The sequence below is a fragment of the Caballeronia sp. AZ10_KS36 genome, assembly GCF_023631105.1.
Lineage (GTDB): Bacteria > Pseudomonadota > Gammaproteobacteria > Burkholderiales > Burkholderiaceae > Caballeronia.
Window position 1 is genome coordinate 656,711 of sequence record NZ_JALQDQ010000018.1, and the last position, 14,203, is coordinate 670,913.

General features: G+C 64.4%; 13 protein-coding genes and 1 tRNA gene. 9 read left to right on the forward strand and 5 right to left on the reverse strand.

Features of this window, described 5'->3' with window-relative positions; genetic code table 11:
- Window positions 1–18 precede the first annotated feature (18 nt).
- The gene (gene rplU, locus NCR35_RS13225; protein ID WP_008342953.1) at window positions 19–330 is read right to left on the reverse strand and encodes a 50S ribosomal protein L21; all 312 of its coding nucleotides are present in this window, start codon (window positions 328–330) and stop codon (window positions 19–21) included.
- 235 nt (window positions 331–565) lie between these two features.
- On the opposite strand from rplU, the gene NCR35_RS13230 reads away from it, so the two are divergent.
- From NCR35_RS13230 to NCR35_RS13270, 9 genes are all read left to right on the forward strand, one after another.
- Complete coding sequence (locus NCR35_RS13230) at window positions 566–1,558, forward strand: polyprenyl synthetase family protein (RefSeq protein ID WP_244847270.1); 993 nt, start codon at window positions 566–568, stop codon at window positions 1,556–1,558.
- Window positions 1,559–1,596: 38 nt separating this feature from the next.
- Window positions 1,597–1,673: transfer RNA gene (locus tag NCR35_RS13235), tRNA-Pro, on the forward strand.
- A 144-nt stretch (window positions 1,674–1,817) separates the two neighbouring features.
- Window positions 1,818–3,104 (forward strand): HlyC/CorC family transporter, encoded by a 1,287-nt coding sequence (locus tag NCR35_RS13240; RefSeq protein ID WP_244847271.1) that lies wholly within the window; start codon window positions 1,818–1,820, stop codon window positions 3,102–3,104.
- Window positions 3,105–3,189: 85 nt separating this feature from the next.
- Window positions 3,190–4,389: a GspE/PulE family protein gene (locus NCR35_RS13245; protein WP_250534686.1), complete on the forward strand. Its 1,200-nt coding sequence runs from the start codon at window positions 3,190–3,192 to the stop codon at window positions 4,387–4,389.
- Window positions 4,389–5,618 carry a type II secretion system F family protein gene (locus tag NCR35_RS13250; protein WP_250534687.1) on the forward strand — a complete coding sequence of 410 codons (1,230 nt, stop codon included), beginning with the start codon at window positions 4,389–4,391 and terminating at the stop codon, window positions 5,616–5,618. The genes NCR35_RS13245 and NCR35_RS13250 overlap by 1 nt, the downstream gene beginning before the upstream one ends.
- A 31-nt stretch (window positions 5,619–5,649) precedes the next feature.
- Complete coding sequence (locus tag NCR35_RS13255) at window positions 5,650–6,561, forward strand: prepilin peptidase (protein ID WP_250534688.1); 912 nt, start codon at window positions 5,650–5,652, stop codon at window positions 6,559–6,561.
- 16 nt (window positions 6,562–6,577) lie between these two features.
- Window positions 6,578–7,195, forward strand: coding sequence for a dephospho-CoA kinase (gene coaE / locus NCR35_RS13260; RefSeq protein ID WP_250534689.1), 618 nt, complete (start codon window positions 6,578–6,580; stop codon window positions 7,193–7,195).
- A 159-nt stretch (window positions 7,196–7,354) separates the two neighbouring features.
- Window positions 7,355–8,110: a cell division protein ZapD gene (gene zapD / locus NCR35_RS13265; RefSeq protein ID WP_175945315.1), complete on the forward strand. Its 756-nt coding sequence runs from the start codon at window positions 7,355–7,357 to the stop codon at window positions 8,108–8,110.
- Window positions 8,111–8,179: 69 nt separating this feature from the next.
- Window positions 8,180–8,371 (forward strand): DNA gyrase inhibitor YacG, encoded by a 192-nt coding sequence (locus tag NCR35_RS13270; protein WP_175945160.1) that lies wholly within the window; start codon window positions 8,180–8,182, stop codon window positions 8,369–8,371.
- Between the two features lie 6 nt (window positions 8,372–8,377).
- Here the strand turns inward: NCR35_RS13270 and NCR35_RS13275 are convergent, their stop codons facing one another.
- The 4 genes from NCR35_RS13275 to secA all read right to left on the reverse strand — a co-directional run bounded on the left by NCR35_RS13275 (window position 8,378) and on the right by secA (window position 13,953).
- Window positions 8,378–8,818 (reverse strand): NUDIX domain-containing protein, encoded by a 441-nt coding sequence (locus tag NCR35_RS13275; protein ID WP_284502981.1) that lies wholly within the window; start codon window positions 8,816–8,818, stop codon window positions 8,378–8,380.
- Window positions 8,815–9,678, reverse strand: coding sequence for an ATP-binding protein (locus NCR35_RS13280; RefSeq protein WP_175945164.1), 864 nt, complete (start codon window positions 9,676–9,678; stop codon window positions 8,815–8,817). Before NCR35_RS13280 ends, NCR35_RS13275 begins: the two co-directional genes overlap by 4 nt.
- A 32-nt stretch (window positions 9,679–9,710) precedes the next feature.
- Complete coding sequence (argJ, locus tag NCR35_RS13285) at window positions 9,711–10,952, reverse strand: bifunctional glutamate N-acetyltransferase/amino-acid acetyltransferase ArgJ (RefSeq protein WP_250534690.1); 1,242 nt, start codon at window positions 10,950–10,952, stop codon at window positions 9,711–9,713.
- 187 nt (window positions 10,953–11,139) lie between these two features.
- On the reverse strand, window positions 11,140–13,953 hold the full coding sequence (secA, locus tag NCR35_RS13295; protein WP_244847279.1) for a preprotein translocase subunit SecA: 2,814 nt from the start codon (window positions 13,951–13,953) through the stop codon (window positions 11,140–11,142).
- Between the last annotated feature and the right edge of the window lie 250 nt (window positions 13,954–14,203).

Here is a 14,203-nt window from a genome sequence, read left to right on the forward strand (position 1 = left end):
TTGACCGTTGCGCGACGCTTAAGCGTTGATCGCGTCGATGCGCAGTTCGGTGTAGTTCTGGCGATGGCCAGCGTGCTTTTGGTAGTGCTTCCGGCGACGCATCTTGAAGATGGTCACTTTCTTGTGACGACCTTGCGACACGACGGTAGCCTTGACGGAAGCCCCACTGACCAGCGGCGTACCGAACTGAATCGATTCACCTTCGCCTACTGCGAGAACCTGGTCGAGCGTGATTTCAGCGTCAATGTCTGCCGGTATCTGTTCTACTTTCAATTTTTCGCCAACGGCAACTTTGTACTGCTTGCCGCCGGTTTTTATGACCGCGTACATTGAGAACCTCACTCAGAATTCGTTTTTCCACGCACCGCGCGGGGAAAACACGAGATTATACATAGGCTTAGACGCCGCGTCAAAAGGCATTGACATTTCGCGCAAGCGGCTTTGGCAGCCCGCTGGAGGCGATAGCAGCCGCAAAGCGGTGCGCGAAGGACGCCGCAAAGCGCCCGGTGATTCGTCGCGGGTCCGATTCGCCTTATAATCCGCCGCATTACCTCATTTGCCGATCATGTCGTCCACCGCCACTTCCTCCCCCGACGCCGCCGCACTGCTTGCCCCGATCGCCGAGGACATGCAGCAGGTCAATCGCGTCATCCGGCAGCGCCTGGCATCAGAAGTGATGCTCATCAACCAGATTTCCGAGTACATCATCGGCGCGGGCGGCAAGCGGCTGCGTCCGGCGCTCTTGCTGCTCGTGGCGGGCGCGCTGGGCGATACGACCGGGCATCGCCATGAACTGGCCGCCGTGGTCGAGTTCATTCACACGGCCACGCTTCTGCACGACGACGTCGTCGACGAATCGGACCTGCGCCGCGGCCGCAAGACGGCCAATGCGCTCTTCGGCAACGCGGCGAGCGTGCTCGTCGGCGATTTTCTCTACTCGCGCTCGTTCGAAATGATGGTGAGCGTCGGCAAGATGCGCGTGATGGAGATCCTGTCGGTCGCGACCAACATCATTTCCGAAGGCGAAGTCCTGCAGCTTCTCAACATGCACGACCCGGATGTGGACGAAGCGCGCTACATGCAGGTCATTCGCTACAAGACCGCGAAGCTCTTCGAGGCGGCCGCGCAACTAGGCGCGGTGCTTTCGGGCGCGGACGCGCGCACGGAAGCGGCGGCGGCGGAATTTGGCCGGCGCATCGGCACGGCGTTCCAGATCATGGACGACTGGCTGGACTACACCGGCACGCCCGAATCCATGGGCAAGAACGCCGGCGACGATCTGCGCGAAGGCAAGCCCACTCTCCCGCTCATCTATTTGATGGAGCACGGCACGGCGGAACAGGCGGCGCTCGCGCGCGAAGCCATCGAGCACGGCGGCACGGACCGCTTCGAGACGATTTTCCACGCCATCACCACGTCGGGCGCGTTGGATCACACGCTTGAATGCGCGCGCAAAGAGGCGCAGGCAGCGGCGAACGCGATTTCTGCATTCCCCGCTTCCATTTACAAAGAGAGCCTGCTAGAATTATGTTCTTACTCGACGTCGAGGCAGTCTTGAAAGAGACTTCGGAGCCAAAAGCGTCCAAGTAACGAATTCGGGGTGTAGCTTAGCCTGGTAGAGCGCTACGTTCGGGACGTAGAGGCCGGAGGTTCGAATCCTCTCACCCCGACCAGAATTGCAAAAACCCGCATGGTTCGCCATGCGGGTTTTTTCTTTTCCGGCCGATGCCCCGGCGGAAAGCCCACTGGCAAGCCCCGGCGGCCCGGGAGAGCCGTCTGCTATAGTCCATCCATCACCGCCCCTACTCGATCACCGCGTGGACAACCTTCCCTTATGGGCGCAAATCTGCGCCATTTTTCTGCTGCTGTTCCTCTCCGGTTTTTTCTCCATCTCTGAAACGTCGATGATGGCGCTCAATCGCCATCGGCTGAAATACTTGGCCAGCCAGGGCTCGCTGGGCGCGCGCACGACGCAAGGTTTGCTCGCCAAGACGGATCAGCTGCTTTCGGTCATCCTGATCGGCAACAATCTGATCAACACGATCATTCCCGTGCTGACCACGTCCATCGCGCTGCACACGTTCGGGCACGACAACGTCGTGCTCTCGGTCACGACAGGCGTGATCGCGTTTCTCATCATCGTGTTCGCGGAAATTGCGCCGAAGATCGTGGGCGCGACATATCCCGAAAAGGTCGCGTTGCCGGCGAGCCTCGTGCTTGCGCCGCTCATGCGCATCGCGCGGCCGCTCGTGTGGTTCGTCAACCTCTTTGCCAACGCGCTTCTCGCCGCGCTGCATATCAACCTGAAGGGCAAGCGCGATCAGCGTCTTTCGCCCGAAGAACTGCGCACCATCGTGCTGGAAACCGGCAGCTTCATGCCGACCAAGCACCGCAGCATCCTGCTCAATCTGTTCGATCTGGAAAACATCTCCGTCGATGATGTGATGATCCCGCGCCGCCGTATCGAGGCGCTCGACTTCGACGCCCCGTTCGACGATATCCTGCATCAGCTCGAGACGTGCTATCACAACAAGCTCGTCGTCTATCAGGGCGATATCGACCGCGTGCTCGGCGTCCTTCACGTGCGCAAGACGCTGTCGGCGCTGCACAACCAGGAACTCGAGCGCGAGACGCTGCGCGAACTGCTGACCGAGCCTTATTTCGTGCCCGCCGGCACGCCTGTCTTCCAGCAGTTGCAGTACTTCCAGGAGAGCGGTCACCGCATCGCGATCGTCGTCGACGAATACGGCGAGCTGCAAGGGCTCGTGACGCCGGAAGACATCATCGAGGAGCTGATCGGCGAATTCACGTCGACCATTCCGCGCGGCGCGGGCTCGCGCGGCTGGGACGAGAACGGCGAGTGCATCGTGCCGGGCAGCATGCCGCTGCGCGAGCTGAACCGCTGGCTCAAGCTGACGCTGCCGACGGACGGACCGAAGACGCTCAACGGCCTGATCCTCGAAACGCTCGAAGACATTCCGGACGGCGACGTGGCGATGCGAATCGGCGGCGTGTATCTGGAAGTCATGCGCAGCGACGATCAGGCGGTTCGCACGGTCAAGATCTTTCGTCCGGCCGCGCCGACGAAGCGCGCATTGCGTTAGCCATTCGGACGAGTAGGCGCGCAGGCGGGACGGCGGGATGATCGGTCATCTCGTTCCGATCCCGACCCCCGTCCCGCTACCGCCGATGAATTCCGTTCCTCCCGCCGCGTTCCCACGCCCGGCCGACCCCGCCTTCGAGGCAACGTCCGACGCTCACTCGCCCGCCGTTTCGCTGCTCGCCGACACCTTGCGCGAAGCCGCCGAGCGCGGCGCCTCCGATATTCACGTCGAGCCGTCCGAGCACGAATGGCGCATCCGGCTGCGCGTGGATGGCGCGTTGCATCTTCTGCGCCGTCCGCCGCCGCATTTGCGCGATGCCTTCGTCACGCGAATCAAAGTGCTCGCGCGCATGGATATCGCGGAACGTCGCGTGCCGCAGGACGGACGGCTGCGGCTCGCCTTGCCGGGCGGCCAGAGCGGCGACTATCGCGTGAGTTCACTGCCGACGCTCTTCGGCGAGAAGCTGGTTCTGCGCCGGCTCGATGCGTTGCCGCGCGACCTGTCGCTCGGCGCGCTCGGCCTCAGTGACGAACAAAGCGGCGTCGTCGAATCCGCCATTCGCGCGCCGCACGGCCTCGTGCTCGTCACGGGTCCGACCGGCAGCGGCAAGACGCTTTCGCTGTACTGTTTCCTTCAGATGCTCAACGCCGAAGCGCGAAACATCTGCGCCGTGGAAGATCCCGCCGAGATTCAGCTTGCGGGCATCAATCAGGTCAGCGTGCGCGAGAAGGCGGGCCTTACCTTCGCGGTCGCGCTGCGGGCGTTCATGCGGCAGGACCCGGACGTCATCATGGTCGGCGAGATTCGCGACGCCGAAACCGCCGACGTCGCCGTGAAAGCCGCGCAAACCGGCCACCTCGTCCTCTCGACGCTGCACACCAACGACGCGCCCGCCGCCATCGCGCGCCTGATCGACATTGGCATCGCGCCGTACAACCTCGCGTCGGCGCTGCGGCTCGTGACGGCGCAACGGCTCGTGCGCAAGCTCTGCGACGCTTGCCGCGCGCCGTCCGCGCTGACGCTCGTCGACGGTTTTCGTCCGTTCGAGCCGCGTGGCTGCCCGGCCTGTCACGGCATCGGATATCGCGGGCGCGTCGGCGTGCATCAGTTGATGCCGGTGTCGGACGGTATCCGCGAGTTGATCGTCGGTCGCGCGGCGACGCACGCCGTTGCGCGGCTCGCGCAGTCCGAAGGCATGCCCGCCTTGCGCGACGCCGCTTTCGCACGCGTGCGCGAAGGCGTGACGAGCGTCGCGGAAGCGGCCGACGCGACGGAGATCGCGTGATGGCCGCCGACTTATCCGAGGTGCGCGAGATGCGCGAGATGCGCGAGATGCGCTACGCATGGCGCGGCATCGACGCTCAAGGCACGGCGAAGCGCGGCAAGCTGATCGCGGCAGATTCCGCTTCGGCGCGCGCCTCGTTGCGCCGGGAAGGCGTGACCGTGCTCGAACTCGACGCGTTGGGGGCAGCGCCGCCGCCCAAGGCATCGTCGGCGGAAATCGGCGTGTTCACCCGACAGTTGGCCGGCCTGCTCCGCGCCGGATTGCCGCTCGCGAGCGCGCTCGAACTGCTCGGCAACGCGGGCGGGCGCGGCGGTTTGCCGCGCATCGTGCGTTCGCTGGCGCGCGACATCACGCGCGGCGTGCCGTTCTCGGCCGCGCTCGCGCGTCACCCGGCGTTCGGCGCGTTGTACTGTCAGTTGGTCGCGGTCGGCGAAGTAGCCGGTGCGCTGCCCGCGGTGCTCGCGCGTCTCGCCGACGATCGCGAGCGGGCCAGCGCCCAGCGCGCGAAGCTGCGCGCGGCGCTTGCTTATCCGGTCATGGTGCTGCTGCTGTCGCTCGCGATCACGGCAGGACTACTGATCGGCGTCGTGCCCACTTTCAAGACCATCTTCGACGGCTTCGGCGCCGCGCTGCCCGCACCGACGCGCTTCGTGCTCGCGTTGTCCGATGCCGTCGGGCGTCACGGCGTGCCGTTCATCGCGGTATGCGCGTGCATGACGCTCGTCGCGGCTCGCTTGATCAAGCGATCGGCCCACGCGCGGGAGACGGCGGACCGCATCGCGCTCAAGCTGCCGATTGCCGGTCCCTTGCTCCGGTCACTGGCCGTCGCGCGCTGGAGCCGCGCGCTCGGCACACTGCTCGCAGCCGGCACGCCGCTTTCCGACGCGTTCGATTCGCTCTCGCAGGCCACGGGCAGTCCGGTGTTCGATAGCGCCACCGTCGATATCGCGTCCCGTCTGCGTAACGGCGAGCGGCTCGCCGCCGCGATGCGCGCGCTCGGCTGCTTTCCGCAAGACGTGGTGCAGCCGATTGCCGTCGCCGAAGAATCCGGCTCGCTCGACTCCATGCTGCTCGATCTTGCGGCGCTCGCCGATCGTCAGGTGGACGAGCGCATCGGCGCGTTCGCGAGCCTGTGCGAACCGCTCGTCATCGCGGTATTGGGCGCGCTCGTCGGCGGACTCGTCATCGCCATGTATCTTCCGATCATTCAGCTCGGCAACGTGGTGTAGCATCGCGGGCCAAAGACATCGCATTACGACCATGCAGCCTCCGATGACTCCGTCCGCCGCGCACCACGCGAGCCCTTATCTGGCAACGTTCGCCGCGTTGCCGGTGGCCGCGCAATACGCGTTTGCGATCGTGTTCGGGCTGATTGTCGGGAGCTTTCTGAGCGTGGTCGTGCATCGCTTGCCGGTCATGCTCGAACGCGCGTGGCGCGCGGAACTCGACGCGGCGCTGCCCGATGCACCGAAGCCGCCGCCGGACGGCTATCCTGCGCGGTTCAACATCGCGGTTCCACGCAGCGCCTGCCCGCATTGCGGTCACGTCTTGCGCGCGTGGGAGAACATTCCGGTGATCAGCTATCTCGCGCTTCGCGGGCGCTGTTCCGCGTGCGGCGCGCGCGTGAGTCCGCGTTATCCGCTGATCGAACTGGCGACCGGCGCCTTCGCTGCGCTCTCGCTCTATGCGTTCGGTCCGGACTGGCCCGCGCTCGCCGCATTCGGACTCTGCGCGACACTGCTGGCCGCGGGCCTGATCGACTACGACACGCGCTACCTGCCTGACGTGCTCACGTTGCCGCTGCTGTGGACAGGGCTCATCGTCAACTTCGGCGACGGCGGCTTTGCGACGCTGCATGACGGCGTGATCGGCGCGATCGCGGGCTATCTGTTCCTCTGGTGCGTGTACTGGCTCTTCAAACTGGCGCGCGGCGTGGAAGGCATGGGCTACGGCGACTTCAAGCTGCTCGCGGCCATCGGCGCGTGGCTCGGGTGGGCGGCGCTCGCGCAGGTGCTGCTGATTTCAGCGGTGGCGGGCGCGCTGTTCGGTATCCTCGCGACATGGCGCGGACGCATGCGCTTCGAGGAACCGTTGCCCTTCGGCCCGTTTCTCGCGGCGGGTGGCGCGATCACGCTTTTTATCGGAACGCCGCTCTATTCACTGTTCGGATGAGCGAAGGGAGCAACGGATGTTCAGCATCGGTTTGACGGGCGGTATCGGCAGCGGCAAGAGCACGGTCGCCGACCTCTTCGCGGCGCGCGGCGTACCGCTTGTCGATACCGATCTCATCGCGCATCAGGTAAGCGCGCCGGGCGGCGTCGCGATGCCGCTGATCGCGAGCGAGTTCGGCAGCGCGTATGTCGCGGCGGACGGCTCGCTGGATCGCGCGAAGATGCGCGAACTCGTGTTCTCCGATGACACCGCGCGCGCTCGTCTCGAAGCCATCCTTCATCCGCTGATCCGCGCGGAGACGGAGCGCCAGCGGGCGGCGGCCGGTGGCGCGTACCACATCGTCGTGGTGCCGCTGCTCGTCGAGTCGGGCAACTGGGCGTCGCGAGTATCGCGCGTGCTTGTCGTCGATTGCCCCGTCGAGACGCAGATCGCGCGCGTCATGCGGCGCAACGGCTTTTCGCGCGAGCAGGTGCTGGCGATCATCGCGAAGCAGGCATCGCGCGAAACACGCCTCGCCGCAGCGGACGACATCGTGCTCAACGACGACTCAGCCACGCTCGAATCGTTGGCGCACGACGTCGAGGCGCTGCACGCGCGATATCTGGAACTCGCGTCCCTGACAAAGCGTGGGTAGCGCATTGCTTGCCTGAAACATCAGAAAAAGTTCCATTTATTGCCGCGAACCGCGTCAAAAGCGCCGTAAATGTGAGCCGATTTGCTAGGGTAAAGATGCGGCATTAGAATGTCCTGACTTCCGCTCATGGAAGCAACCGACCCACGCCGAGGCGAGCGCTTGATTCTTTACGAGTATCCCTTCAACGAGCGGATTCGGACGCTGCTGCGTCTCGAAGACTTGTTCGAGCGCTTCACGTTCTTCCTCACGCAGGAAGATCCCCGGGAACACCACGTTGCGCTCACCACGCTGTTCGAGATCGCGGAAGTCGCGGGCCGTACGGACCTCAAAGCCGATCTAATGAAGGAACTTGAACGGCAGCGGCAGACACTCGCGCCGTTTCGCGGCAATCCGGGCATCGAACAGGAAGCGCTGGAAGCCGTTCTCGGCGAGATCGAGCAGACGCTTGCCGGGCTCACCGACATGCACGGCAAGACGGGGCAGCATCTGGCCGACAACGAATGGCTCGCGAGCATTCGCAGCCGCACGATCATTCCCGGTGGAACCTGCAAGTTCGACCTGCCGTCGTATTACGCGTGGCAGCAGTTGCCTGTCGAAGATCGACGTCAGGACATCGCCAAATGGGTCATGCCGATGCTCGCGCTACGCGACGCCGCCGCTATCGTGCTGCGGCTCGCGCGCGAATCCGGCCAGGCGTCGAAGGTCATGGCCATGCAGGGCAGCTATCAGCAGATGCTTTCCGGCCGTACTTATCAGTTGATGCAGGTGCGCGTTTCGCCGGAAGTGCGCGTCATTCCCGAGGCGAGCGCGAACAAATACATGCTCTGGGTGCGCTTCACCGTGCAGGACGGCGATCTGAAACCGCGCGCCGTCGATGTCGACGTGCCCTTTCATCTGACGCTTTGCAGTCTTTGAACCACGCGCTTCGGCCTTATATGATCGAATGTCGATCAACGCTGGCTCAATCCAAAACGTCTCACCGTCATGACCACTGTCGTCAAATGCCCGACCTGCGCGAAGGAAGTGCGCTGGGTCCCGGAAAACCGCTTTCGTCCGTTCTGCTCCGAGCGATGCAAGCAAATCGATCTCGGCGCCTGGGCGACCGAGAAGTACCGTATTTCCGGTAACTCTCAGGAAACGCCGCCGGACGACGACTCGCACGGCGGTCTCAACTAACGCGCACTATGGCTGCGCTTCCGCCGCGAGCCACTCCAGCACGGGAATGGCGGCGGGCAACAGCGGGCCCACCTCCACGGGCAGCGTCTGCCACGCAATAGCCTGCCCTTCCCGGCCGAGCGGCGTGCCGGTCCACTCCATCACCTTGCAGAAGAATAGCCGCACGTACGCGTGCGGATAGTCGTGCTCGAGCGTGCGCCACAGCTCGCACGCGGTCACGTCGATGCCGAGTTCCTCGTGCAATTCGCGCCCGAGCGCCGCTTCGACGCTCTCGCCCGGTTCCAGCTTGCCGCCCGGAAACTCCCAGTAGCCCTCGTACGGCTTGCCTTCGGGGCGCTGCGCGAGCAGATAACGGCCATCCGGATGCACCATCACGCCGACGGCAACTTCCGTCACCTTGCGGCCATCGGGTGCGATATCCTTCCCAACGTCCGACGCGCCGCTCATTGCTTGCGGCCCGACCAGTCGCGCGCGAACTGCCACGCCACACGGCCCGAGCGCGATCCACGCTCGAGCGCCCAGACGAGCGCATCGCCGCGAGCGGCTTCGATCTCGCTCGCGTCGCAGCCGAAATGCTTCAGCCAGTGCCCGACGATCGACAGATAGTCGTCTTGCTTGAACGGATAGAAGCTGACCCACAGCCCGAAGCGTTCGGACAGCGAAATCTTCTCCTCGACCACTTCGCCGGGATGAATCTCGCCATCGGGCGTGTGCTTGTAGGTCTCGTTGTCGCTCATGTACTCGGGCAGCAGATGCCGGCGGTTCGAGGTCGCATAGATCAGCACGTTGTCCGACTGCGCCGCGACCGAGCCGTCCAGCGCCACTTTCAGCGCCTTATAGCCGGACTCGCCTTCTTCGAACGAGAGATCGTCGCAAAACACGATGAAACGCTCAGGCCGCGTCGAGATCAGATCGACGATATCGCCGAGATCGTGCAAATCGTCCTTATCGACTTCGATCAGGCGCAGGCCGTCCTTCGCGTACGCATTGAGGCACGCCTTGATGAGCGACGACTTGCCCGTACCGCGCGCGCCCGTGAGCAGCACGTTGTTGGCGGGCAGCTTGTTGACGAACTGCCGCGTGTTCTGCTCGATGAGCGCCTTCTGACGGTCGATGTTTTGCAGGTCGCCGAGCGCAATCTGCGAGATGGCCGGCACCGGCTGCAAAAAGCCGCGGCCTTGCCGCTTGCGCCAGCGAAACGCCACGGCCGATTCCCAGTCGATTTCCGGCGCGGCTGGCGGCAGCATCCCTTCGATGCGCGCCAGCACTGCCTCGGCGCGCGTGAGAAATTGTTCGAGTTTGTCCATGTCCATTTCTTTGCGCGCCGATCGGGCGCGCTTTACGAGCGGTAATCCGCGTTGATGCTCACGTAGTCGTGCGAGAGGTCGCAGGTCCAGACGGTCGCCTGCTGCTGGCCGCGGCCGAGCAACACGCGAATGGCGATCTCGCTCTTTTTCATCACGCGCTGGCCGTCTTCTTCGCGGTAGTCGGGGTTGCGTCCGCCCGCCTTCGCAACGAGCACGTCGTCGAGATACAGGTCGATCTTGCCGACATCGAGGTCCGTCACGCCCGCATAGCCGATGGCGGCGAGAATGCGGCCCAGATTCGGGTCCGACGCGTAGAACGCCGTCTTAACAAGCGGCGAATGACCGATCGCGTAGGCGATCTGGCGGCACTCCGCGACGTCCTTGCCGCCTTCGACCGTGATGGTCATGAACTTGGTCGCGCCTTCGCCGTCGCGCACGATCAACTGCGCGAGTTCCTGCGCCACGGACGTGACAGCGTCGCGCAACGCGGCGTACGCGGGCGAATCGGTGGACGTGATCGCGGGCAGGCTCGACTTGCCCGACGCGATCAGAATGAACGAATCGTTGGTGGACGTATCGCCGTCGATGGTGATGCAGTTGAACGAGCGATCCGCCACGTGCTTCACCAGTTCGTCGAGGACCGGCTGCGCGACGGCGGCATCGAACGCGAGAAAGCCGAGCATCGTCGCCATGTTCGGCTTTATCATGCCGGCGCCCTTGCTGATGCCCGACAGCGTGACCGTGTGGCCGTCGATCTGCACCTGACGCGACGCGGCTTTGGGCAGCGTGTCGGTGGTCATGATGGCTTGCGCGGCGTCGAACCAGTGCGCGGCCTGTTGGTTGCCAAGCGCGGCGGGCAGCCCCGCTTTCAGGCGATCGATGGGCAGCGGCTCCAGAATCACACCGGTCGAGAACGGCAGAATCTGCTGCGGTTCGACGCCCGCGAGACGCGCGAGCTCCGCGCAGGTCTCGCGCGCGTGCGCCATGCCGGGCTCGCCCGTGCCGGCGTTCGCGTTGCCCGTGTTGACCACCAGCGCACGAATGCCCTTGCCGCCCGCGCGCACCGCGTCCAGATGCTCGCGGCACACCGTCACGGGCGCCGCGCAGAAGCGGTTCTGCGTGAACACGCCCGCGACCGTCGCGCCTTCATCGACGCGAATCACGAGCACGTCCTTGCGATTCGGCTTGCGGATATTCGCTTCGGCCCAGCCTAGCGTGACGCCAGTGACCGGATGAAGCGCGGCGGGATCGATCGAGGGGAAGTTGACAGCCATGTTCGCGACTCGCTGAAGGTGGCGAGTGCCGGCTCGCATGCGCCGGCACGCTGTGAAAGACTGACGCCGCCCGGCAGGCCGGGAGCGCCGTGAAACGCCGGGCGCGCAGCGCAACGCGTGCTCGAACCCGGAAAGACAAACGACGCATTGCTGCGTCGCTTGCCAGATTTGTCGGACGGACAGTTCGTTATACGAGCTTGCCGTGACAGTTCTTGTACTTCTTGCCGCTGCCGCACGGGCACGGGTCGTTGCGGCCGACCTTCGGCACGTCGTCGGCGGGGCGCGTGGCCACGCTGATGTCGTCGCCGCCAGCCATCGCCTGGCTGATCATCTGCGCGGTGGCCGTGGCCGCCGCTGCTGCGGGCGCAGCGGGCGCGGCCGCCGCGTTGTAGTCCGCATGCGTGAACGAGACATTCTCGACGTGGCTGCCCTTCTCTTCGTACTGCTCGGCGGCTTCTTCCAGCTGCTCCGGCGACTGGATCTGCACGTTCATCACAATGCGCGTGACTTCCTGCTTCACCGCGTCCAGCATGGCGGCGAACAGTTCGAACGCCTCGCGCTTGTATTCCTGCTTCGGGTTTTTCTGCGCGTAGCCGCGCAGATGAATGCCCTGACGCAGATGATCCAGCGCCGCCAGATGCTCGCGCCAGCGGCTGTCGAGCGTCTGCAGCATGATCGAACGCTCGAACGCGCTGAACGATTCGCGGCCCACGAGCGCGACCTTCGCCTCGTACGCTTCGTCGGCGGCGGCGAGAACGGCTTCGCAGATTTCCTCGGCGTCGATCGAGTTCGACTCGTTGATCATCTCCTGAATGGCGAGATCGAGCGACCACTCGTTGCGCAGCACTTCTTCCAGCTCGGGCGCGTCCCACTGCTCTTCGATGCTGCCCGCCGGAACGAACGTGCGCACGAGGTCCGTGATCACGCTATGACGCATCGCCGCGATCGTTTCCTGCACGTCGTTCGCTTCGAGCAGTTCGTTGCGCTGCTGATAGATCACCTTGCGCTGATCGTTCGCGACGTCGTCGTATTCGAGCAGTTGCTTGCGGATGTCGAAGTTGCGCGCTTCCACCTTGCGCTGCGCGCCTTCGATGGACCGCGTGACCATGCCCGCTTCGATCGGCTCGCCTTCCGGCATCTTCAGGCGATCCATGATGGCGCGCACGCGGTCGCCCGCGAAGATGCGCAGAAGCGGATCGTCCAGCGACAGATAGAAACGCGACGAGCCCGGATCGCCCTGACGCCCCGCACGGCCGCGCAACTGGTTGTCGATACGGCGCGATTCATGACGCTCGGTGCCGATGATATGCAGCCCGCCCGCCGCCTTCACGTGGTCGTGCAGCGCCTGCCATTCGTCGTGCAGCTTCTGGATGCGCGCGGCCTTCTCGTTCTCGGGAATGGAGAGATCGGCTTCGATGAACGACGCCTGTTTCTCCACATTGCCGCCAAGCACGATGTCCGTGCCGCGACCCGCCATGTTCGTCGCGATGGTGACGACGCCCGGCCGGCCCGCTTCCGCGACGATTGCCGCTTCGCGCGCGTGCTGCTTCGCGTTCAGCACTTCGTGCTTGATGCCGGCTTGCATCAGCATGCCCGACAGCAGTTCGGACGCTTCGATCGACGTCGTGCCGACGAGCGTCGGCTGGCCGCGTTCGACGCAATCGCGAATGTCGCGGATGACGGCGTCGTAACGTTCCTTCGATGTCTTGTAGATCTGGTCCTGCTTGTCGACGCGCTTCGGCGGACGGTTCGTCGGAATCACGACCGTCTCCAGGCCGTAGATCTCCTGGAATTCGTACGCTTCGGTATCCGCCGTGCCGGTCATGCCGGACAGCTTCGCGTACATGCGGAAGTAGTTCTGCAGCGTGATGGAGGCGAGCGTCTGGTTCTCGGCCTGAATCTGCACGTGCTCTTTGGCCTCGACCGCCTGATGCAGACCGTCCGACCAGCGGCGGCCCGTCATCATGCGGCCGGTGAATTCGTCGACGATCACGACTTCGCCGTTCTGCACCACGTAATGCTGGTCGCGATGGAAAAGCGTATGCGCGCGCAGAGCGGCATAGATGTGGTGCATCAGCGTGATGTTCTGCGGCGCGTACAGGCTCTCGCCTTCGCCGATCAGGCCCCACTCGGCGAGCAGGCGCTCGGCCTTCTCGTGGCCCGATTCGGTGAGGAACACCTGACGCGCTTTCTCGTCGAGCGTGTAATCGCCCGGCTTTTCGACGCCCGTGCCGTCCGCCTTTTCCTCGCCGATCTGCTGTTCCAAGAGCGGCGGCAGCGCGTTCATGCGCACGTAAAGGTCGGTGTGATCTTCAGCCTGACCGGAGATGATGAGCGGCGTACGCGCTTCGTCGATCAGGATGGAGTCCACCTCGTCGACGATGGCGAAGTTGAGCGGCCGCTGCACGCGCGCGTCGGTCTCGTAGACCATGTTGTCGCGCAGATAGTCGAAGCCGAACTCGTTGTTCGTGCCGTAGGTGATGTCCGCCGCGTACGCCTGCTGCTTCTGCGAGTGCTCCATCTGCGACAGATTCACGCCGCACGACAGCCCGAGGAAGTTGTAGAGGCGCGCCATCCACTCGGCGTCACGCTGGGCGAGGTAGTCGTTCACCGTCACCACATGCACGCCGCGGCCCGACAGCGCGTTCAGATACGCGGCGAGCGTGGCGACGAGCGTCTTGCCTTCGCCGGTGCGCATTTCCGCGATCTTGCCGTAGTGCAGAACCATGCCGCCGATCAACTGGACGTCGAAGTGGCGCATTTTGAGCACGCGCCGGCTCGCTTCACGGCAGACGGCGAACGCCTCCGGAAGAATCACGTCCAGCGACTCGCCGCTCGCGACGCGCTTGCGGAACTCGTCCGTTTTCGCGCGCAACTGATCGTCCGTGTATTTCTCGACGGTCGGCTCGAGGGCATTGATCGCCACAACGGTCTTTTGGTACTGCTTGACCAGCCGCTGATTGCGGCTGCCAAAAATCTTCTGAAGGAAACCGGTCGTCATTGGATCAGTGTCTGCGTCGCGGCTTCGGACGGGCGGCAGCGCGATGCTGCGTCCGGGCTCGGAAAACCTCGGCGACTTAAGTCCATTGGGTGAAATTCGAATCGGGAATTTTAGCACGCGAGTCAAGCACATCTTGCGTCAGCGTGGGCGCTCCGGCGTCTGCGCCACGCGACAGTCAACGCGTTGAAAGCTTGGCCGCGCGGGCTTTCGCGGCGGGCGTCCACGAGAAGCGGAAGTCAGGCTCGCGGTA

Bases quoted from the DNA above. Each gene is read 5' to 3' on its own strand.
- rplU (WP_008342953.1), bottom strand. From the start codon at position 330: ATGTACGCGGTCATAAAAACCGGCGGCAAGCAGTACAAAGTTGCCGTT.
- NCR35_RS13230 (WP_244847270.1), top strand. From the start codon at position 566: ATGTCGTCCACCGCCACTTCCTCCCCCGACGCCGCCGCACTGCTTGCC.
- NCR35_RS13245 (WP_250534686.1), top strand. From the start codon at position 3,190: ATGAATTCCGTTCCTCCCGCCGCGTTCCCACGCCCGGCCGACCCCGCC.
- NCR35_RS13250 (WP_250534687.1), top strand. From the start codon at position 4,389: ATGGCCGCCGACTTATCCGAGGTGCGCGAGATGCGCGAGATGCGCGAG.
- NCR35_RS13255 (WP_250534688.1), top strand. From the start codon at position 5,650: ATGCAGCCTCCGATGACTCCGTCCGCCGCGCACCACGCGAGCCCTTAT.
- coaE (WP_250534689.1), top strand. From the start codon at position 6,578: ATGTTCAGCATCGGTTTGACGGGCGGTATCGGCAGCGGCAAGAGCACG.
- NCR35_RS13270 (WP_175945160.1), top strand. From the start codon at position 8,180: ATGACCACTGTCGTCAAATGCCCGACCTGCGCGAAGGAAGTGCGCTGG.
- NCR35_RS13275 (WP_284502981.1), bottom strand. From the start codon at position 8,818: ATGAGCGGCGCGTCGGACGTTGGGAAGGATATCGCACCCGATGGCCGC.
- NCR35_RS13280 (WP_175945164.1), bottom strand. From the start codon at position 9,678: ATGGACAAACTCGAACAATTTCTCACGCGCGCCGAGGCAGTGCTGGCG.
- argJ (WP_250534690.1), bottom strand. From the start codon at position 10,952: ATGGCTGTCAACTTCCCCTCGATCGATCCCGCCGCGCTTCATCCGGTC.
- secA (WP_244847279.1), bottom strand. From the start codon at position 13,953: ATGACGACCGGTTTCCTTCAGAAGATTTTTGGCAGCCGCAATCAGCGG.